A 21702-nucleotide genomic window follows, 5' to 3' on the forward strand; every position below is an offset into this window, starting at 1 on the left:
AAGCGAAAAAAGATCGACTGGAGAAAATGGCATAACAAGGTAATATCAAAAAATGCAAAAAAAAACCCGGTCATACATACCGAGTTTTTGTCCATCTATTATCCGTTCACAGCTTCAAGCTTTCTTTCATGATTCATTAAGTCATATGTTAAACAGATCGGCTTATTCGTTCTCGGATCAAGAACAATTTCTGCATCGATGTGGAACACCTGACTGAGCACCTCTTTTGTCATGACTTCATGAGGCGTACCATCTTTAATGACTTTCCCTTGATTGAGGGCAATCATGTAATGTGAAAAGCGTGCAGCATGATTGAGGTCATGAATCACCATCAGCACCGTTCTGCCCTGCTCTCTGTTTAAGCGTTCTAATAGCTGAAGGATCTCCAGCTGATGAGCAAGATCTAAATACGTCGTTGGTTCGTCTAATAAAAGCAGCTCTGTTTCCTGAGCGAGTGCCATCGCAATCCATACCCGCTGACGCTGTCCACCGGAGAGTGCTTCAATTGGCCGGTCATGAAATGCAATCATTCCCGTCTCCTCAAGTGCCCATCTGATGATTCGTTTGTCCTCATTTGATAAGCGGCCAAATCCATTTTGATGTGGGAAACGTCCATATGACACAAGCTCATAAACGGTCAGACCACTTGGGGCTTCAGGCGTCTGCGGTAAGATAGCCATTTGTTTTGAAATTTCTTTTGTTGGTGTTTGATGGATAGCCTGGCCATTTAAATAAACAGCACCTTGATGGGACTTCATAATACGAGACATTGTTTTTAAAATCGTTGACTTCCCGCACCCATTCGGCCCAATTAATGTGGTCACCTTGCCTTTTGGGATGCTGATATTTAAATCGTCTACAATCAAACGGTCATGATAGCCAATACAAAGCTTTTCTGTTTCAAGTGATTTCATCTGTTGTACTCTCCTTCCTCATTAGTTCGTTTTCATCAATAAGTAAATGAAGTAAGGTGCGCCTAAAGCAGAAACGACAAGTCCAACGGGCACCTCTGATGGAGCAAGTATGACACGCCCAAGTGTATCTGCAAGTAATAACAGCAGTGCACCAATCATAGCGGACGCCGGTATCATTCCTTGATGTTTCGGTCCAACTAGCTTTCTTGCGAGGTGTGGTGCCGCTAACCCTAGGAACGATATACTCCCTGCAACAGCGACACTTGCACCGGCTAATGCAACTGCAATCAGCATGAGAAAACTTCTTTCTTTATGAACTGAAATCCCTAAACCATAAGATATCTGGTCACCCAAATTCATGATATTTAAGTAGCGTGCCCTCACCATCGCTAATACAAGAAAAATCAGCATCCATGGCACGACTGATAAGACATATGTCCAGCTTGAGCCCCAAATACTTCCTGACAGCCACACAATGGCTTGGTTAAAATCATTTGGGCTCATCTTTAATTGAATGACCACAATCGCTGCCGAAAATGCAGCATTGATCCCAATACCAGTTAAAATCAATCGAACAGGCGTAATGCCCTTTTTCCACGCTAGCACATAAATGAGAAATGCAGCAAAGGCTGCCCCTGCGAAAGCGAAAAGCGGCAGTACAAATATCGTAAAATCACCTAAGTTCGACATCGAGCCCTGAAAGGCAAAGATAAACAAAACAACCGCAAAACCTGCACCCGCATTTACACCTAGAATGCCGGGATCAGCTAAACCATTTTGAGAAACACCTTGCCAAATGGCTCCTGATACAGCGATAGAAGCGCCAACAAGTAAAGCGATGACCATCCTTGGTAGTCTGAACTCGAATAATACAAGCTCATCCATTTCACTTCCGAGTCCAAAAAATGTTTTGAATGTATCCATCGGAGAAATCCTTATCTCTCCGGTATTTAAACTAATCAGGAACACAGCCACGATGGCTAAAAAGATCATGACCATCGTTCGTTTGTATTTCTTTTTCTTTGCCTGCTGCACCATTTCCATTTAAATTCCGCTCCTTTCACGTCTCGCTAAATATAAGAAGAAAGGAACGCCTATAATGGCTGTAATGGCACCAACTGGCGTTTCAAACGGCGCATTGACAAGCCTTGCCGCAATGTCTGCATAAATGAGCAAAATAGCCCCTAAAATAGCTGAGCAAGGTATAATCCAGCGATAGTCAACGCCGACCAAGAAACGCGTAACATGAGGAATCACAAGCCCGATAAAGCCAATAGAACCTGCAACTGACACGGCTGCACCTGTTAAAAGGATCACGACCAATATGCCAAGTACCTTGACTGTTCGTGTATATTGTCCAAGCCCTTTTGCTAATTCATCGCCCAAGCTTAAAACCGTGATGGAGCGGGCAAGAACCATAGCGATGATCAGTCCTACAACCGCAACTGGAATGATGATCTTAATATTGCTCCAATTTACCCCAGCCACACCGCCTGCGTACCAAAAACTCATATCTTGCGCGACGTCAAATCGAATGGCAATCGCTGAGGAAATTGAGCTTAAAAGTGCGCCAACAGCCGTACCGGCTAATGCGAGTTTTACAGGAGTAAGCCCCCCTTTTGAAAGGGTTCCAACCCCAAATACAATAGAAGCACCGAGTGCGGCACCCAAAAATGACCAAAGAATTAATGTAAAAGAAGATTGGCCTGGGAAAAAAGCAAACGCAATGGCAATCGCAAATGCAGAGCCATTTGTCACACCCATGATTTCAGGAGACGCAAGCGCATTTCTTGTCATGCCTTGCATGATGGCACCCGATACTGCTAAAAAGGCACCGACAAGTGCGGCACCAACTGTACGCGGCAGCCTCAGTTCCCTAATGATTTGATGTGAGGTTTGTTGTGAGTCAAAATGAAAGACGGCTTCCCATACCGTGTGTAAATGAATGTTTGCCGCTCCTAGCGATACTGATAAAAAAAGACCGAATGCTAAAGCAATGATTCCTATGATGACAACAGCTGCTGTACCAAAAGGCTTTGTCACAATATCTATCGCATCATCTTTAGCTGACAGCTGTTTATTCGATTGTGAGCCCAAAACCAGTCTCTTCCTTTCCGTTCATATCTATTCGTTATTAGTGATAATGATTATCAATCTCGGAGTCTAGTATATCACTTTCTTCACGTTTTGAAATCCTTGTTCTGATAAATTTCTTTATTTTCATCAAAAAACCGGGAGAATTTCACCATTTTCATTTTGGTCATAAAATAGCCGATGCATTTTTTCTTCTATCATGTTAAGATATAATCGCGAATGAGAATCATTATCATAAACAATTGAATAGGAGCGAACTTTTGTGAAAAAACGAACTGGACTTCTTTTGATTTCCTTCATGACCCTTATGATTTTTACTGCTGCTTGCGGCAGCACTTCCAATAAAGAATCGGGAGCCAAAAAAAATGACACGATCACCTATCAAGATGTAAAGGGTGAAGTGAAACTGCCTCAAAACCCACAACGAATTGTGCTTCTGGCGGAAAGCTATTACGGGGATCTCGTCACACTCGGTAAAACCCCAATTGCTGCCACTGCGCCCATCTTTAAAAACCCTTTCTATAAAGGGAAAACAGATGGAGTGAAAAATCTCGGAAAATCTCCCTCTGTTGAGAAAGTAGCCTCTTTGAAGCCGGATATGATCATTGCTTGGGGAGAAGATGAGAAATTTGATCAATACAAAAAAATTGCACCTACAGTTGCCATTCAATACAATCAATATTCCTTTAAAGACCAGCTAAAAGAATTCGGTAAAATGACAGGCACATCAAAAAAAGCAACGGATTGGATCACAAAATGGGATGCCAAAATTGCTGAAGTGAAACCAAAAGTAACAAAAGCTGTAGGAAACAAAACCGTTTCGATCGTATCACCATTCGATAAGGGCATTTACATTTTCGGTAACACTTTTGCACGCGGTGGTGAAATCATTTATGACGAGCTGAAATTAAAAGCTCCGAAGGCCGTCCAAAAAGAAGCCATCGACAGTGGTGTCGGTTATGCAAACATTTCTCTTGAAAAGCTTCCAGAATTTGCAGGTGATTATATTTTCACAAGCCCATGGAGCGGTTCAAAAAGTAATGGCGATCAAGTGTATAAAAGCAGCATCTGGGCATCACTTCCTGCTGTCCAAAACAAACGCGTATTTGAAACAGATACAGTCGGTTACTTCTTTAATGACCCTGTGTCACTAGAAGGTCAGCTCGAATTTATTGTGGATCGATTAACATCTGCCACATAAAAAAATACGTTTCTCCAATGCTGGAGAAACGTATTTCTTAAACTGTACCTTTGGCAAATTTTTTGGACATGAATGGGTATAGTAAAATGCCAACTAAGAACAATCCAATACCAAGACCAAATGTTTTTAAATCAGCTGTGCCTGAAATAATGACCCAAGCGGAATACCCCATGGCCACAAGCGCAATGATCCCGTCTCTTGTCCGATTTCCTTTTTGGAGCTCATATGTGTCACCTTGCATGATGACCTTAAAGCTGTAGATCGACGACACGATATACGGAATGAGATACGCAAGTGTCGCTGATGTTGTTAAGAAAGTAAAGGCTTCATTAATCGTACGTGACATGACTGAGAAAATAAACAGCTGAGACATGATATTTGTGACAGTCAAAGCAAAAACAGGACTGCCTTTTTTGTTTGTTTTTGCAAACACTGCTGGGAAATCGCCAGCTTTTGCTGCTTGATAAGGGACTTCAGAACCAAGCAAAATCCAGCCAAGCATCGAACCAAATAAACAAATGATCGCAAGAAGTGCCATGACAATTCCGCCAGCCGGTCCGATAATGAGCTGAAGCACGTCTACGAATGGTTTATCAGAACCTTGCAATTGATCATGCGGCAGAACGCCCATTGTAATCAAGGTAATAATCATATAAATAGACAGTGCAATTAAAAGTCCTGTAATCGTCGCACGTTTGACATCACGCTGCGAGGAGGCTCTTCCTGATAAAATGACAGCAGATTCGATGCCGATAAATGCCCATAGTGTGGAAATGGCTGCATGATGAATTTGGCCTCCAAGTCCGAGCACTCCTTCACCACTTGCTGCTTCAACAGGGAAGTAATAATGTTCAAATAATGCTGTTTGGAATGCAAATAAGCCTGCGACAATAAAAAGGACGAATCCAAGCACCTTTGAAAAGGTCGTAATAAAATTCAGCTTACTTGCTGCGCTTAAGCTTGTAATTAAAATCGTATGAGTCCCCCATAGAAGGATTGTACATACGATAAACGTTGTGAGCTGACCAAGTGTGATCGCTTCTTTTCCAAAAGTAAAGACCCCCGTTTTCACGGTTAAAATTGGGAAAAAGGTTGTTAAATAACCAGCTAGGCTTGTGATAATGGCGACATTACTAATCCAGCTTGCCACCCAATATCCCCAAACCATTGTAAAACCGGCTGCTTTTCCTTTTTTCGGATCTTTAAAAAGCGCTCTTGCATAGCTTTGTGGTCCAGCTGTCAGCTGCGGTTTATGAATGGACAAATGTCCAAACACAAAGGCAATCATCAGTACGCCGCCACCTGTGACAAGCCATGCCATCGTCACACCTAAAGGACTTGCATGCTGGGCAAGTGTACTAGGCAGCATAAAGATACCTGAACCTACCATATTTCCGACGACAAAAGCCGTCAATAACCAAAAACCCCATTTTTTTGTCTGTTCCATTTTCGTACCTCCGTTATATTCACTTTGGACCAGACCCGGCAGTATCTTCATTGATATATTTGTGAAGCAATGACTTGCATTCTTTATGTTCATGTTGGGTCACTTTCTTACCAGCATACCCTTTTCTTAGGCAATCAGAACATAAAAAAAAGCCTGAACAAAAGTCCATGCTTTTCAAAACATACACCTTGATCTCCGGATAGCCCTCCACGCTTCAAAGACGTGGCAGTCCTGCATTTGTTCAATGCAGACCCAGCATAAAGAAAGTTGGAGCTCTCTCTACACTTCGGCGCTGATGCCTTTTTTCTCATGATCAACGATTCCATCTCTCCCATGAGTGACTCATCATCCGCGCAACCTCTACCTCACTGAGACATAGCGTGAGGATTTCTATTCATTTTTACTACACGAAGGTTATCAAACATTCTCATATCTGTCAAAGGGAAAAACATAGAAAAAAGGCAGAGAAATGATTCTCCGCCTTTCTGTCAGCTTATTGATGGTTGTTTTTCTTCTTTTGGACAGCTTCCTGAAGCGGATCGCCTGCTAGTTCTTTACTTGCTTCTTCTAACAGCTGATCTACCCGCTGATGGTCTTTCTCGTTTTTCGCCTTTTTATCCTTTTGGAAAAATGACATCGCTATTTCCCCCCCTTTTCTTAAAATGCCTTTGCCTGTTTAATTTGTGCTACAGCGCTCAGCATTATACAAAGAGGATCGGTTCATTCATCGTGAAAGGTCTGTCTCATTTTTTGCAAATATGTTAGAAAGGTTTTTAAGTCTTCCTCTGTGAAGTCTGACATCATATGCTGAATTACCTTTCCAAAAAGACGTGTATGCTTTTCGTAAATAGCCAGCCCTTTTTCCGTGGCTTCTAGCCGGACCAGGGAATGATCGTCCTTGTCCCTTTCTCTCTGAATGTAGCCTTGCTCACATAATTTATTGAGGGCAATAGAAGCGGCACCTGGGTTGAGAGAGAGTCTTTGTTTGAGCTCTTCAGCATATGATACTTTTCCTTGTATCAATATAGAAAGAGCATATATCTGTGGAGGCGTGATGTCTTTTTCTAACTCAAGTAACTTGCGGTTTAATTTACGGCTGACTTCATAATGTACAAGAACAATTTCTTTTAAAATGTCTGCATTACTCATCCGAATCGCATCCTTATCGTTAGTGTCAACATGACTTCCTTCTTATTATAGAATGTTTTTCCAAACAGCCAACTATTTTATCCCATTTTTCTTTAGAAATAAGCCTTGCTGAATGGATTCACCCTTGATATAGTGAGTACTTGAACAAAAAACAGAACAGGAGTACGCATCATGACAGGAAAAACACATATTATGGGCGGAATTGCCGCCTCCACAGCCGTCGCCTATTATTACGGATTCGAACCAGTGACGATGGCTGCTGCAGGATCAGTAGGTGCCCTCATCCCAGATCTATGTCATACAAAAAGCAAAATCGGCAGGAAATTCCCGCTCCTTTCCACACTGATCAGTAGTGTGTTCGGGCACCGCACCTTTACACATAGTTTATTATTTCTGCTGATCATTTATTTTATTGCGACAACATACATTCCAAATGACAGCCTCAGTACCGGGTTACTAGTTGGGATGGCAAGCCACCTCATCCTTGATGCAGGCACAGTGAACGGTATTAAATTTTTGTTCCCCGCGACCATAAAAGTACGTCTCCCCTTTTATGTCAAAACAGGCAGCACAGGAGAACAAGTCGTACTAGCTGCTCTGACCATTGTCACCTGCTATTACATGGCTGTCATTTGCGGAATATCCATCCCATTGCCGTTTTAGAAAAAGAAAAAAGAGTTTTGCAAAAAAGCAGGATATGAATTGATCATTCCTCATTTTTTTAGTAGTTTTAAGATAAGTGTTTTTGCCTTGCAGCTGAATACAGAATGGTGAGGAGCTACATAAATGAAAGCGTTTTTCAAAAATCACTGGTTTTTAGTGTACTCCATCCTCTTTATGTGGATGAAAACATACATCATTTATCAATTCGGATTTCATATACGAACGGCCAATCTGTTTCACGAGTGGCTGCTTTTGATCAATCCACTTAGCTTTTTGCTCCCTTTGTTTGGGATTGCTCTTTTCTTAAATGAAACGAAACAAAAGGTCTTTTTATTGACCACAAATTTTATTTTGACAGCCATTTTGATATCGAATACGATCTTTTACGGTTTTTATATTGATTTCATTACCATTCCTGTCTTATTTCAAGCAAAGAACATGGGAGATATGGGCAGCAGTATGACTGAATTGTTTCATCCGCTATTTATACTCATGCTGATTGATTTTGTGGTGCTGGCATGGCTCTTAAAACGGAAACCGTTATCACCAAAAGCGTCTTTTAAGACGATCAAAACATACTATGTGGTTTGCTGCAGTTTTCTATTGTTCCATGTCAGCTCAGCCATGATGGATCACCCTCGATTTTTGACAAGCTCGTATGATCGAGAAGTCATTGTACGCAACCTTGGGCTGTTTCAATTCCATTTGTATGACGGTGCCGCTCAAACAGCACGTATTGGACAAAAAGCCTTTGCTGACGAAGATACACTTTCAACAGTGGCAAACTACACAAAAGCTGATTACAGTGCACCGAATGAAGACTACTTTGGACTTGCTAAAGGCAAAAATGTCGTGTTCATTTCACTTGAATCAACGCAACAATTTGTCATGAATCAAAAGGTGAATGGACAATACATCACACCATTTTTAAATCAACTTGCCAAAAAAAGCTTCTATTTCGATGAATTTTATCAGCAGACAGAGCAAGGCAAAACGTCGGACTCAGAGTTTATCGTCGCAAACTCCCTCTATCCATCTAGCAGTGGCGCTGTCTTTTTCACAGCGAGTGACAACGAATATGACACACTGTACAAGCAATTGAAAAAAGAGAATTATCAATCCGTCCAATTTCATGCGAATAATAAAACATTCTGGAATCGTGATGTGATGTATGAATCTCTTGGGATTGACCGCTTTTATGATGTCGATTCATTTGATGTCAATGAACAGAATTCGACTGGCTGGGGCTTAAAAGATATCGACTTTTTTGACCAATCCATTGATTATTTAAAAAAGCTGAAGGCGCCTTATTACAGCACGTTTATTACCTTAACCAATCACTTCCCATTTGAAATTGATCCAAAGGATCAGTTCATTGATGAATATGATTCGACTAGCACCATTTTAAACCGCTATGTGACCACCGTCCGCTATCAAGATGAAGCCATCAAAAGGTTCTTTGAACGAATGAAAGAAGAAGGACTATATGAAAATACAATGTTTGTCCTGATGGGAGACCACTATGGCATTTCAGAAGCACATCATGAGGCAATGGCAGAGCTACTGAAGCAGGATGAAATCACACCGTTTGATGCGGTTAAACTGCAGCGGGTCCCTTTTTTGATTTACATTCCTGGGGTGACAGACGAGGCCCCTCAAACCATTTCTGAAACAGCCGGTCAAATGGATGTCAAACCGACACTTCTTCATTTACTCGGCATTGAATCAAAAGATGCCATTCAATTTGGAAATGACCTTTTCTCCAATGAGCGTACACCGTTTGCTGTGCTAAGAAATGGAAACTTTATTACGGATGATTATCTTTATACAAAGAACACGTGCTATGATCAAAAAACAAAACAACCTGTTGAAGAAGATGAAGTATGCCAGCCTTATATAGAAAAAGCCAATAAAGAGCTGTCTCTATCAGATAAAGTGATCAACGGGAACTTACTACGTTTTTATCAGCATTAAAAGCTGCCCTCTGGCGGCTTTTTCTTTTCTCTTTTCCTGAAAACCTATGAATGGTCAAATAAGTTTGATTATAATAAAGGATACACATGATGTTGAATGATAAAGAGGTGTGATCATGAAATATTTATTCTTAACCTACGTCACCATCTGTTTGCTCCTGACTGGGTGTCAAACGGAGTCGACGTCATCAGATCAAAGCAAAAAGACAGAACTTGTGATTTCAGCGGCGGCAAGCCTGCAGGATGCTTTGAAAGAGATTGAATCTGCCTATGAAGATGATCATCCAAACGTGAAACTCACGAATAATTTCGGGTCATCAGGTGCATTGAAGCAGCAAATCGCTCAAGGAGCAAAAGCGGATCTCTTCTTCTCAGCAGCTGAAGAGCCTTTTGATAACCTTGTTCAATCTGGCGACATCGATCAGGATCATACAAAGGATGCCATACAAAATGAGCTTGTTCTCATCGTGCCAAAAGAAGGTTCCTCTTCTATCAAAACCTTCCGCGATGTTCAGCACATAAAAGGAAAGATAGCGCTTGGCACACCTGAATCTGTTCCTGCTGGTACATATGCAAAAGAGATTTTCACAAAACTGAATATATGGGACCAAGTGAAACAGAACGCTGTCTATGGCAAGGATGTTCGTCAAGTATTAAACTATGTCGAAACAGGAAATGTGGAAGCTGGTGTCGTGTATAAGACGGACGCGCTCGTTTCTCGCAAAGTAAAGATAGTAGATGAGGCAAATCAGGACATGCATTCCCCCATCATTTATCCAGTTGGCATTGTCAAACAGACCGAACATATGAAGGAAGCGAAAGCATTTTTTCAATATCTCCAATCAGATCCAGCCGCAGCGATTTTTAAAAAGTACGGCTTTCAAGTGAAATAATGCCGATGCTGACCGAAGATTTTCTTTCACCTATCTGGCTGTCCGTACAAGTGGCTGCTTTCAGCGGGTTATTGGCTGTCGTTTTAGGAACGTCCATTGGTTTTTGGATGGCGCGTACATCTTTCAAAGGAAAAATGATCGTGGAAACGCTCCTCATGATGCCGCTTGTCCTGCCGCCAACGGTCGTAGGATTTCTGCTGCTCGTCGTGTTCGGAAAGCACAGTGTGATTGGACAAGCCATTGAATGGATCTTCCATCAGCCTGTCATCTTCACTTATTGGGCAGCGGTCATTGCATCGACGGTTGTCGCATTCCCACTCATGTATCAATCAGCAAAAGCTGGTTTTTCTACGATTGAGTCAGACATTGAAGGTGCTGCAAAAGTTGATGGTGCGCATTCTTTCCAGGTCTTTGCCTATATTACCGTCCCACTCGCACTGCCATCTCTTCTCTCTGGTGCGGTTCTAAGTTTTGCAAGGGCCTTAGGAGAATTTGGAGCGACTTTAATGTTCGCCGGCAACATTCCTGGGAAAACGCAAACCCTCCCAACAGCCATCTATGTGGCGATTGATTCTGGACGAATGGAACTTGCGTGGGCTTGGACCATTTGTATTGTGATCTTGTCTTTTCTCATGCTGTTGGCTGTGCGCCGAAGCAGGACTTAAAAAATCCCCTTCTCAAAAAGAGAAAGGGGATTCAGATTGTTGACAAAGGGCTAAAATGAACTTGATTTTAGCCCTTTGTCTTTTTTCAGCGTGATAGAAAACCTTTGCTAGTCTAGGAAGCACCAGTACTCACTGACAAAATATGCGAGGGTTTGTCTACACGCTAAGGGGATTTTTTATTTATTCAAACCCAACCGTCATCGTTTCTGGATTAGACCCGACACGTTCGTTATTATTAAGTGCATTGATTTTTTCCATGTCTTCTTGTGAAAGCTCGAAGTCAAAAATGTCGGCATTTTGTTTAATGCGTTCTTCATTGATTGATTTTGGAATGGTGACAACGCCGCTTTGCAGATCCCAACGCAAGATCACTTGAGCCACAGATTTGTTGTATTGTGCTGCAATTCCCTTTAATACGTCATGATCCAAAAGCTTTCCTTGCATCAGCGGAGACCATGCTTCAATTTGAATGCCTTTTTCTTTCGCATATTGTCGTAATTCTACAAGTGTCAGTTTTGGATGAAACTCCACTTGGTTCACCGCTGGAACAACCTCCGCATCTTTTAACAGCTCTTCTAAATGCTGCACGTAGAAGTTGCTGACACCAATCGCTCTTACTTTTCCATCTTTATAAAGCTTCTCAAGCGCACGCCATGTCTCTTTAAACGTGTCTGCATTTGGTCCAGGCCAATGAATCAAATAGAGGTCTAAGTAATCAAGACCGAGCCGGTTTAAGCTTGCGTCGAATGCAGCGAGTGCTTTGTCATATCCTTGATCTGTGTTCCATACTTTTGACGTAATGAACAATTCTTCTCTTTTGACGCCAGATTCTTTAATGGCTTTCCCTACGCCTGTCTCGTTTTTATAAACGGCAGCCGTATCAATGCTGCGATAACCGTTTCGTATGGCAGCTTTTACGGCATCAACCACTTGGTTGCCGTCCTCCACTTTGAATACACCTAAACCAAACCATGGCATTTCTACTCCGTTATTTAGTGTTACGGTATCATTCAAGCTTTTGACCATGTTAACAACCACCTTTTCATAGATTCCATCTTTTTCATTATCTCATGTTGCGTTTGAAAACTCTATTATCAGGCGTTTCTCTTCGCTTCAATCGCTAACAGCAAAGCACCTGTCATACCTGCCTTGTCCTCAAGTCCAGGAGAGACAATGTATGTATCAAGCGGCGGCATGTCGACATAATCATTGACATACGCAGCCAGCTTCTCTCGAATGAGCGGAAATAGCTGTTTTTGCTTCATGACGCCTCCACCCATTATGATGCGCTCTGGGCTTAATATCAGCGTGTATTGCATTAATGCCTGTGCTAAATAATCTGCTTCAAGAGACCAAACTTCTTCTTCTTCGGTAAGCTCTTTAGCCGGCTTTCCCCACCTTGCCTCAATAGCTGGTCCTGCCGCCAGTCCTTCTAAGCAAGTACCATGCGCCGGGCAGACACCTGCAAACTGATCTGATTCATGCTGCCTGACCAGGATGTGTCCCATCTCTGGATGTGAGTGACCGTGGAGAAGCTCATTTTTCACAACAGCCCCGGCACCAATCCCCGTACCGACCGTGATATACAGACAGCTGCTTAGCCCTTTGGCGGCCCCTTTTGTCAGTTCACCTAATGCTGCGGCATTGACATCTGTCGTAAAGGACACCGGTACGCCTAATTGTTTCTCCAACTCAGGTATAAACGGGTAATGCTTCCATTCAACTTTCGGCGTATTCATGATGTAACCGTAAGAAGGATCGTCTTTCTGGACACAAATCGGTCCAAAGGAACCGACCCCTAATGCTGCAATTTCATGTTGCTGAAAAAATGGAATAAGTGATTGGATGGTTTTTTCCGGGTGCTCTGTTGGAATGGTCAATTCCTCTATGATATCACCATGTTCATTGCCAATGGCACAACAGAACTTTGTTCCCCCAGCTTCAATCGTTCCGTAATATGTCATCCTGCCTCTCCCCCTGCTCGTCTCTTTTTTTCATCATAAAACATAGGCGAGAAGATGACAACATCATGTATTGGTCAGTAAGACTGCTTCCATGTCGTTGATATACTCCCTTAAATGATGGGCAATATCACGATTGATTTCGCCATTTTCATATAAGGTTTGTATTTCATTACGAATCGTCTGTACGGCTTGGAAGTTAAGCTCTTTCTTCTTCCGGTCAAACGTACGATCCTTTTGCTGGAAGAAAGAAGGACCATGTTCACAGCGGAATATCACTTGATTGTAAAACCCAATGACTTGATGACACGTTTGTTGATTGTCTTCGGTCATATGGTGCTTAATAGAATCCACCGCAGCTTCAGCCGTTTTCTTACGGATTTGTTTATACGATTCCTCGTTTTCTAATATGCCGCTTGAAATACGCTGATTCGGACGCCATAGTTGAAGCCATTGTAGTAAGCGCAGAAACTTCACTTTTGAGAAACGAATTTTAAAGGAGTTGGAATAGAGCATTTCCAGCTCATGAAATCTCTCTTGCAGCTCATACGCTTCTTCTTTGTCGATTTTCTCTTCCTCAATCAACTGCTGAAGTTTCATCTGTTCTGCTTTAATGCCGTGCAGTCTGATTTTTCTTTCTTGTTTTCTCATACCAAACTGGTACGGTTCCCGCTGAATATTTCTCAGCTTCATTCGGTAATCATTGATGAGTGCAAGGGAGACTTCTCGATTGTCTTCATTCATTCCTTCTTTTAGAGTTTTAATGGCACTTCTCAGCAGCTTCCGTTTCGCGTGCTGAATCTTTGTATCTAAGTCCACATCCACTTGCTTATCTTTTTTCTCCGATAAAATAGGCAGCAGCACACTCGCTAAAATGAGTGTACATAAAATGACGCCTGCTGCGAGGAAAATAATTAAATGACGCTCAGGAAATGGTGACCCGTCGGCAAGCGTAAACGGGATGGAGAAAGCACCCGCTAATGTAACAGCACCACGAACACCAGAGAATGTCATCAGCATGGAAGCACGCAGCTTCGGTTTTTTCGCGTTCTTCTTTTTCGATACACTCCAGTTTCCTGCCCAGAACAGCCATACCCATAGGAATCTGAGAATCATCAGACAGAATGTAATGATTAAAATGTAACTGATCACCTGCATATTATTAAAGGCTTCATCTTGGAAAATGACAGTCGATACATCAGGAATTTGTAACCCAAGTAAAACGAAAACAAGGCCATTTAAAATAAATAAAATAATATTCCACGTGTTTGAAGAAGCAATTTGCAGTTTTGCTAAATTCGCTTCCATTCGGTCTTGCTCGATGGCATGTGTCACACCACCGGCAACAACGGCTAAAATGCCGGATACGCCAATTTCTTCCGCTGCTAAATAAATCACAAACGGCGTGAGGATTTGCAGGATGATGTGCATTGTGACATCGTCCATGCCTAAACGGCGGAGAAAGTAGCGAAAACGAATGATAAAAAACGACAGAATAAATCCAGTCAATAATCCGCCAGCAGCAATAAGAACAAAGCTAAAGGATGCCTCTGCAATGGAAAATGCCCCTGTAACCGTTGCTGCAATAGCAAATTTAAAGGCAACAAGTCCTGACGCATCGTTCATCAGCCCTTCGCCTTCCAGCAGTCTCATGATCCCCTTTGGCATATTCACACGGCTGGAAAGTGCACTTACAGCAACCACATCTGTCGGTGATAAAATCGCTGCAAGCGCAAATGCAGCTGGAAGTGGTATGCTTGGAATCATCCAATGGATGGTATATCCTGCGACAATGACTGTCGCAAATACGAGCCCTAAAGCTAATAGAAGAATGGGCGCTCTTAATTTCCACAGCTCGTCCCTTGGGGTACGCTTCCCATCATTAAATAACAGCGGTGCAATGAATAAAACGAAGAATAGCTCAGGATTTAAAGAAATATGTAAACCTGAAGGAAAAGCTGCGACCAATATCCCTAAACCCACTTGGATTAATGGAACTGGAATAAAGGGCAGAAAACGATTGATAATATTAGATGATGCAATGAGTGCTAGTAGTACGAGCACTGCCAAAAATATCTCCACTAGTACATGTCCCTCCCATTTCATTTTTTCCGTCATGTTTTGCTTACATGCAAAGATGTGTTCATTTCTTTCTGATCCATCCGTTCGGTCATGAGCGTTTCTTTAGTATCCCGCAAAAAGTGAAACCAACACATAACAATCCATCTAGGCAAAAAAAGACTGAATCTACATATTCAGTCAAATGACAATATTTTCATCTCGTGTATTGTTTCTTTGATGAATAAAGAACCTACTTTTATTTTACACGAAAACAGCTTGACCTGCTGACATCAAGCTCGAATAACAAATAAAAAAAAGAGCGACATCGCCCTTTTTTCGTTTTACCCTTTATTTAAAAAATAAGACCTTGCGGGAAGCCGCCATTTGAATAAGTAGGAACAAACCCTGCATATGACGAGGATGACAAACAGCAGATATAAAGCAAGCTCTCCTTGCGCTAAGCCGAGTCCGACGAGTAAGCCGCCTAGGGCTGCCCATACTGCGTAAATCTCTGCTTTTAGCACAAGTGGCTTTCGTCCTGCTAATAAATCACGCACAATGCCGCCGCCGCTTCCAGTCAAAATGGCTGCCACAATGACCGCACTGAGCGGGAGCTCTCTTTGTACTGCAAATAATGCACCTTGAATCGCAAAGGCTGCTAAACCGATCGCATCCGAGAAATTCCCCCACGTGCTCCAGTGCTTGAGCAAAAGCTTTGGAAATAGGAACACGATCGTAATGGATACAAGGGCAATGGTAAACATTTTGCCCTGCGACCATAAAGCAGACACCGGAAGACCAATTAATAGATTCCGAATCGCTCCACCGCCAAATGCTGTGACAATCCCTAAAATGTACACACCAAGAATATCGTACTCTTCCTCCATTGCGACAATCGCACCACTAATGGCGAATGCCACAATGCCTATAATACTTAAGACTTCCCATGCCATTTTCCGCTTATCTCCTTACCATTGTCTGATCATCTAACACTCTCCCCTTAATGTATATCTGACACAAATGAAAAGCAATACAAATTTTCTTTAAATTTTATCTTTTTGCAAAAATAAAAAATAGCCTGCTTAAAAGCAGGCTATCAGATTGTTGACAAAGGGCTAAAATGAACTTTATTTTAGCCCTTTGTCTACTTTCAGCGTGTTAGAAAACCTTTGCAGTCTAAGAAAGACGAGCACTGGAGCGGAGCGAATTTGACATTCGTGAGCCAGCGCACAGGCATGACACCGAATGCGAGGGTTTGTCTACACGCTGCAGCCTGCTTAAAAGCAGGCTATCTCCTCAATCTTCTTTTGCATTTAAAAGTAGCATACTAATGATGATCAGAATAAATGCAATAAGAGCTAAGAGTGGAATGGTGATAAAACCAAACCAGTTCAGATAGTCAACGGAACAAGGAATACCGCTTAGACAAGGACGAATCGATGCAAAGCCTGGAATCTTTTGTTCCATATAATGATAGATGGAAAAGCAAGCACCAATCCCGGCCAAAGGGAGAACGTAGTACTTCACTTTGACATCGCCACGGAATGTAGCAATTCCAAGTAAAAGCACAAGCGGATACATGAAAATGCGCTGAAACCAGCACATATCACATGGAATAAACTTCTTTACTTCACTTAAATACAGGCTGCTCATCGTCGCCACAATCGAGACGATCCAAGCGCTGTATAAGTAAATCAGTTTATTCTTCATGATTTTTTCCCTTTCAGCTCTTGATCAATTAATTCTTTGATTTCATCATAGTCATAAAAGTTTTGGACTTGTTTATTGTTAATGAAAATAGTTGGTGTTGCATTTACTTTATATTGATTCACCAGCTGATCATCTGTGTTCAGCTGTGGCTGATATGTTTTCTTTGATAGGTTATCTTTCAGCTTGTCCGTATCAATTTTCGTTGTCTTCTTCGCCAATTCGGTGAGCTTTGCTGGCGTTACCCATTCTGCTTCACTATCTGGCTGTGCGTTGTATACCGCTTCATGAAATGCCCAGAAGTTTTTCGGATCTTCTTTCCACACTTCTTCAGAAGCCAGTGCTGCTAATACCGCACCGTCCCCATGAACAGGCAGTGGTAAATTAATAAATGAGAAGGATACATCGCCATTATCTATGTAGTCTGCTTTCAATTTTGGGAAAATGTCTGTCTCAAATGATTTACATGATGGACATTTGTAGTCCCCAAACTCGACAACTTGCACTTTTGCCTTTTGATCTCCCATGACAGGCTGTCCTTTAATAGACGGCTTACTGTCGACTGTTTGTGCTTCTTGGCTGTTGTTGTTACCGATCACAACGAAAATACCGATGAGAAGAGCTGCAATGATGGTTAATATAACTGCAAACTTGATGGATGAAGATTGATTATTTTTTTTACTCACAAAAGCACCTACCTTATCTTTTTCATTCATTCCTTCACAAAGAAAAAGGATAACAGCTCAGGAAAATGCCATTATCCAACTTCTTCTATTTTAACAAGAGGGGGTCTATTATGAAAGACGCTATTCATGAATTTTTCCTTACAATTTTATTTCATGACCCTCATCGCATTTAAAACAGCCAGTACAGTGACACCAACATCCGAGAAGACGGCTTCCCACATCGTTGCAATACCGAATGCACCAAGTATGAGAAAGACGGCCTTCACCCCAAGAGCAAACGCAATATTCTGCCATACGATGGCTCTCGTTCTTTTAGCGACAGCAATAGCTTCCGCTACCTTCGATGGCTGATCTGTCATAATCACAATATCAGCCGCTTCAACTGCTGCATCTGAACCAAGTCCACCCATGGCAATACCTATATCCGCTCTTGCCAAAACCGGCGTATCGTTTATGCCGTCACCAACAAACAATAATTTGTCTTGAGATGCTTTTTTCTCATACATGTCTTCGATTTTGGCGACTTTATCCTGTGGCAATAATTCAGTGTGAACTTCGTCAATGCCGATCTGCTGTGCGACTGCATTTCCTACTTGCGCAGCATCCCCTGTAAGCATCACGGTTTGAATGCCCGCAGCTTTTAGAGAAGATATCGCTTCAACTGCATCGTCTTTTACTTCATCTGCAATCAAGATAGATCCCGCAAACTCACCGTCTATTGCTAAATACACAACCGTTCCGCTTCGTTTTTCTTTTTCAAAAGAAATGCCCTCTCGTTCCATCAGGCGATGGTTACCTGCCAATACATGGGCTCCGTGAATTGTCGCTTTGATCCCATGACCCGCAATATCCTCGTAAGATTCGATTTGACTCTCATCAAGAGACGCTCCGTAAGCCGCTTTAATCGATTCTGCAATCGGATGCGAAGAATGCGCTTCTGCCAGCGCTGCAAAAGAAAGCAATTCCTTTTCTGACCATTTCTCATTCGCTGCTTCAATATGAGTGACTGTAAAGTTCCCTTTTGTCAAAGTACCTGTTTTATCAAACACCGCATAGCGGACAGAGTTCAAGGCTTCTAAGTAGTTACTGCCTTTCACTAAAATGCCTCGTTTTGATGCGGCACCAATCCCGCCAAAGAAACCTAATGGAATGGATACAACGAGAGCACATGGACACGAAATGACAAGAAAGACAAGTGCCCGGTACACCCAATCAGACAATTGAGCTGATGGGATGAGAAGCGGTGGTACAAAGGCAAGCAATAAAGCTAGCACGACCACAGCAGGTGTATAATATTTAGCGAACTTTGTGATAAAGTTTTCTGTCTGCGCTTTACGGCTGCTTGCATTTTCGACTAAATCCAAAATCTTCGTAACCGCTGACTCACTGAGCTCTTTTTGCACTTCAATTTCAAGAATGCCGTTTTGGTTCACAAATCCAGCAAGCACTTCTTTTCCTGCTTCCACATCTCTTGGAACAGACTCCCCAGTTAGTGCAGAGGTATCCACAAGAGAATAACCGTCTATCACGTGTCCATCCAAAGGAATTTTTTCACCTGGTTTAACAACAATACGGTCACCCGCTTTGACTTCTTCCGGCTTTACCTTTTTTGTTTCTTGCCCCACTTTGAGGTTTGCGTATTCTGGACGGATATTCATTAATTCGCTAATTGATTTTCTGGAGCGATTCACAGCTGCCCCTTGGAACAGTTCTCCAATTTGGTAAAACAGCATGACTGCCAATGCCTCAGGATACTGCTGAATCACAAAAGCACCAACTGTAGCTATGGTCATTAAGAAGTTCTCATCAAATACTTGACCGCGCACAATATTTTTCAGCGCTTTCAGGACAACATCTCCGCCAACGAGTAAATACGCGGCGAAAAACATGATGAACTTCAGTAAGCCGTTGTCAGGTATAAAATAAGCCGCCGTTCCAATGACTGCACCACCAATTAATTTCAGTACAATCGTTTTTAAATTCTTTGTTCCATGATCGTGATCGTGGTGATGTCCTTCTTCTTTTGGTGATACACTCACATGAGGTTCAATGGACTGAACGGTTTTTTCAATACGCTTTGACATCGTTTCTTGTGCATCAGCATGTGTCACAGTTAATGTACCCGTCGCAAAATTAATTGAGCAGGCTTCAACCCCTTCAAGTTTGCTGACACCTGTTTCAATTTTACGGGCACAGTTTCCACAATCGAGACCGCTTAATACGTATTCATCCTTCATCTTTTTCATGTTCTCACCTTTTTCTATATAAGTAGCCTTCCCTGATTCAATCAAACCTATCAGCTGCTGTAGATATTATATATGAGCACATATTCATATATTGAATTACCCTTATTATATGAGGAGTTCTTACAAACTGTCAATCATTTATAAACAAATTTTTGAGATTTTTCGTATTCAGGATGTCATGTGAATTTTCAATAATCCATGCTCGTGTCCCCTCTTCGTTGCATAACATAAAAGCGATCGTTTGATGGGAATATTCAGCATTTCTCTTTACAAAAGAAGGACATACGCTTAGAATAAGATAAAAGTTTCCTCAAGGAAACAAATTAGCGTTAGAGAATCATTTCATCCTTTAGTCAAAATTATTAAATATATGCATATATTTTTAGGAAACGCAATTGATGATTGAAAGGGGTCTTAAGAGATGTCATATGCTTTAACAATCGACCGCCTGTATGTCTCATACCACGGACAGGATGCACTAGAAAACGTCTCTCTTTCCATACAGGAAGGTACGATGACTGGAATCATTGGTCCAAATGGTGCTGGTAAATCGACTTTATTGAAAGCATGTTTGGATTTAATTGAAAAGGATCAAGGGGACATTCGCTTTTTTGAACAACCTTTTAAACAAGTGAGAAAACAGATCGCCTATGTCCCGCAAAGAAATGATCTAGACTGGACGTTTCCTATCCATGTGCTAGATACTGTACTGCTTGGCACATATCCAAAGCTCGGATTGATCAAACGACCGAAAAAAGAAGACCGTGCCTATGCGTACCATTGCTTAGAAAAGGTTGGGATGCAGGACTTTGCCAAAAGACAGATTGGGGAATTATCCGGCGGTCAGCAGCAGCGTGTCTTCCTTGCACGAGCACTTGCTCAAAACGCACAGCTCTTTTGTTTAGACGAACCGTTTGTCGGAATTGATATGGCAAGTGAAGAAACGATGATCCACATTTTGAAGGAATTACGAGATGAAGGAAAAACCATTCTGGTCGTCCACCATGATTTAAGTAAGGCCGATGATTACTTCAGCCATCTCGTTCTTTTAAATAAGAAGCTGGTCAAAGCAGGCCCTGTACATGATATTCTTCGTCCTGAGGTCATGCTCCAAGCATACGAAACACAGCTGCCATTTTTAAAATCAGCAGGAGGAGACGCGTAATGGAATTCTTAATCGGACTTTTTGAATATGCGTTTTTACAAAAAGCGTTATTTACATCCGTTATGGTAGGGATCATCTGTGGCGTCATCGGCTGCTTCATCATTTTACGGGGAATGGCTTTGATGGGAGATGCGATTTCACACGCTGTACTTCCAGGTGTCGCCATCTCTTATATGCTCGGCATTAACTTTTTCTTTGGTGCGGTTCTAACTGGTGTACTGACAGCCATCGGCATCGGATATGTCAGTCAAAACAGCCGCATTAAAAATGATTCTGCCATCGGGATCGTATTCACTGCTTTTTTTTCCATTGGGATCATTTTGATTACATTTTTGAAAAGTTCCAGCGATTTATATCATATCTTGTTTGGAAACGTACTAGCCGTTCGTTCATCTGATATGTGGATCACGCTTGGCATCGGCATTTTCATTTTGCTGGCTGTCATCGTTTTCTACAAAGAACTGCTCATTAGTTCATTTGATCCAGTGATTTCTTCGGTTTACGGTTTACCGAATCGCATGATCCATTATTTCCTCATGACCTTATTGACCTTAGTGACCGTGGCGTCCCTGCAAACTGTAGGTATTATTCTTGTTGTTGCAATGCTTATTACACCAGCTGCCACCGCTTATTTACTGACAGACCGGCTATGGATCATGATTTATTTATCTGCTTTTTTTGGAGCAGTTTCAGCTGTCGTAGGACTTGGGCTCAGCTTTACGTATAACTTGTCGTCTGGTGCTTCCATTGTGCTGGTCGCGACCATATTATTCGGCAGTGCCTTTATCTTTTCACCGAAACAAGGGATATTGTGGAGATCCTTAAAATCGAAGCGAAAACGAACACAGTTAAAAAAGGAAGCGTCTATGTAAAAGGA

General features: G+C 42.0%; 20 protein-coding genes and 1 riboswitch. Of the genes, 7 read left to right on the plus strand and 13 right to left on the minus strand.

Translation table 11 applies throughout. The features are described 5' to 3' along the window. Positions 1-98: 98 nt before the first annotated feature. The 3 genes from ABG082_RS15420 to ABG082_RS15430 are packed head-to-tail and all read right to left on the minus strand — an operon-like array spanning position 99 to position 3011. A complete protein-coding gene (locus ABG082_RS15420) occupies positions 99-914 on the minus strand; it encodes an ABC transporter ATP-binding protein (protein ID WP_017368048.1) in 816 nt (271 codons plus the stop codon). 21 nt (positions 915-935) lie between these two features. Next, the gene (locus ABG082_RS15425; protein ID WP_007500263.1) at positions 936-1958 is read right to left on the minus strand and encodes an iron ABC transporter permease; all 1023 of its coding nucleotides are present in this window, start codon (positions 1956-1958) and stop codon (positions 936-938) included. Beyond that, on the minus strand, positions 1959-3011 hold the full coding sequence (locus ABG082_RS15430; protein WP_017368049.1) for an iron ABC transporter permease: 1053 nt from the start codon (positions 3009-3011) through the stop codon (positions 1959-1961). Between the two features lie 259 nt (positions 3012-3270). Here ABG082_RS15430 and ABG082_RS15435 point away from each other — a divergent pair, with 259 nt between their 5' ends. Further along, positions 3271-4209: an ABC transporter substrate-binding protein gene (locus tag ABG082_RS15435; protein WP_348936231.1), complete on the plus strand. Its 939-nt coding sequence runs from the start codon at positions 3271-3273 to the stop codon at positions 4207-4209. Between the two features lie 37 nt (positions 4210-4246). Here ABG082_RS15435 and ABG082_RS15440 read toward each other — a convergent pair whose 3' ends face one another. From ABG082_RS15440 to ABG082_RS15450, 3 genes are all read right to left on the minus strand, one after another. Continuing rightward, the gene (locus ABG082_RS15440; RefSeq protein WP_348936232.1) at positions 4247-5656 is read right to left on the minus strand and encodes an amino acid permease; all 1410 of its coding nucleotides are present in this window, start codon (positions 5654-5656) and stop codon (positions 4247-4249) included. A gap of 192 nt (positions 5657-5848) precedes the next feature. Further along, positions 5849-6027: riboswitch (Lysine riboswitch) on the minus strand. A gap of 122 nt (positions 6028-6149) precedes the next feature. After that, positions 6150-6293: a small acid-soluble spore protein SspJ gene (gene sspJ / locus ABG082_RS15445; RefSeq protein WP_348936233.1), complete on the minus strand. Its 144-nt coding sequence runs from the start codon at positions 6291-6293 to the stop codon at positions 6150-6152. A gap of 83 nt (positions 6294-6376) precedes the next feature. Then, positions 6377-6805 carry a MarR family transcriptional regulator gene (locus ABG082_RS15450; protein ID WP_144626113.1) on the minus strand — a complete coding sequence of 143 codons (429 nt, stop codon included), beginning with the start codon at positions 6803-6805 and terminating at the stop codon, positions 6377-6379. 171 nt (positions 6806-6976) lie between these two features. On the opposite strand from ABG082_RS15450, the gene ABG082_RS15455 reads away from it, so the two are divergent. From ABG082_RS15455 to modB, 4 genes are all read left to right on the plus strand, one after another. Further along, entirely contained in the window at positions 6977-7468 is a 492-nt protein-coding gene (locus tag ABG082_RS15455) for a metal-dependent hydrolase (RefSeq protein ID WP_007500253.1), read from the plus strand. A 123-nt stretch (positions 7469-7591) separates the two neighbouring features. Further along, a complete protein-coding gene (locus tag ABG082_RS15460; protein ID WP_025207970.1) occupies positions 7592-9442 on the plus strand; it encodes an LTA synthase family protein in 1851 nt (616 codons plus the stop codon). A 115-nt stretch (positions 9443-9557) separates the two neighbouring features. Then, positions 9558-10334 carry a molybdate ABC transporter substrate-binding protein gene (modA, locus tag ABG082_RS15465; RefSeq protein ID WP_025207971.1) on the plus strand — a complete coding sequence of 259 codons (777 nt, stop codon included), beginning with the start codon at positions 9558-9560 and terminating at the stop codon, positions 10332-10334. Further along, on the plus strand, positions 10334-10999 hold the full coding sequence (gene modB / locus ABG082_RS15470; protein WP_008347121.1) for a molybdate ABC transporter permease subunit: 666 nt from the start codon (positions 10334-10336) through the stop codon (positions 10997-10999). Before modA ends, modB begins: the two co-directional genes overlap by 1 nt. 180 nt (positions 11000-11179) lie before the next feature. Here modB and ABG082_RS15475 read toward each other — a convergent pair whose 3' ends face one another. The 7 genes from ABG082_RS15475 to ABG082_RS15505 all read right to left on the minus strand — a co-directional run bounded on the left by ABG082_RS15475 (position 11180) and on the right by ABG082_RS15505 (position 19660). Then, positions 11180-12025, minus strand: a complete 846-nt coding sequence (locus ABG082_RS15475) for an aldo/keto reductase (protein WP_272511117.1) — start codon at positions 12023-12025, stop codon at positions 11180-11182. Positions 12026-12093: 68 nt separating this feature from the next. Beyond that, complete coding sequence (locus tag ABG082_RS15480; RefSeq protein WP_348936234.1) at positions 12094-12963, minus strand: ROK family protein; 870 nt, start codon at positions 12961-12963, stop codon at positions 12094-12096. A 63-nt stretch (positions 12964-13026) separates the two neighbouring features. Further along, positions 13027-15042 carry a Na+/H+ antiporter gene (locus ABG082_RS15485; RefSeq protein ID WP_017359242.1) on the minus strand — a complete coding sequence of 672 codons (2016 nt, stop codon included), beginning with the start codon at positions 15040-15042 and terminating at the stop codon, positions 13027-13029. Between the two features lie 320 nt (positions 15043-15362). Beyond that, the gene (locus ABG082_RS15490; RefSeq protein WP_007500242.1) at positions 15363-15974 is read right to left on the minus strand and encodes a trimeric intracellular cation channel family protein; all 612 of its coding nucleotides are present in this window, start codon (positions 15972-15974) and stop codon (positions 15363-15365) included. Between the two features lie 343 nt (positions 15975-16317). Further along, positions 16318-16731 (minus strand): disulfide oxidoreductase, encoded by a 414-nt coding sequence (locus ABG082_RS15495; RefSeq protein ID WP_007500241.1) that lies wholly within the window; start codon positions 16729-16731, stop codon positions 16318-16320. After that, the gene (locus tag ABG082_RS15500; protein ID WP_008347618.1) at positions 16728-17444 is read right to left on the minus strand and encodes a DsbA family protein; all 717 of its coding nucleotides are present in this window, start codon (positions 17442-17444) and stop codon (positions 16728-16730) included. Before ABG082_RS15500 ends, ABG082_RS15495 begins: the two co-directional genes overlap by 4 nt. Positions 17445-17560: 116 nt before the next feature. After that, entirely contained in the window at positions 17561-19660 is a 2100-nt protein-coding gene (locus tag ABG082_RS15505; RefSeq protein WP_348936235.1) for a heavy metal translocating P-type ATPase, read from the minus strand. A 421-nt stretch (positions 19661-20081) separates the two neighbouring features. On the opposite strand from ABG082_RS15505, the gene ABG082_RS15510 reads away from it, so the two are divergent. Together ABG082_RS15510 and ABG082_RS15515 are read left to right on the plus strand one after the other, a co-directional pair. Further along, the gene (locus ABG082_RS15510; RefSeq protein WP_348936236.1) at positions 20082-20825 is read left to right on the plus strand and encodes a metal ABC transporter ATP-binding protein; all 744 of its coding nucleotides are present in this window, start codon (positions 20082-20084) and stop codon (positions 20823-20825) included. Continuing rightward, positions 20825-21697: a metal ABC transporter permease gene (locus ABG082_RS15515; RefSeq protein WP_348936237.1), complete on the plus strand. Its 873-nt coding sequence runs from the start codon at positions 20825-20827 to the stop codon at positions 21695-21697. The genes ABG082_RS15510 and ABG082_RS15515 overlap by 1 nt, the downstream gene beginning before the upstream one ends. Positions 21698-21702: the final 5 nt, after the last annotated feature.

Source organism: Bacillus sp. BS1807G30 (genome assembly GCF_040047675.1).
GTDB lineage: Bacteria > Bacillota > Bacilli > Bacillales > Bacillaceae > Bacillus > Bacillus altitudinis.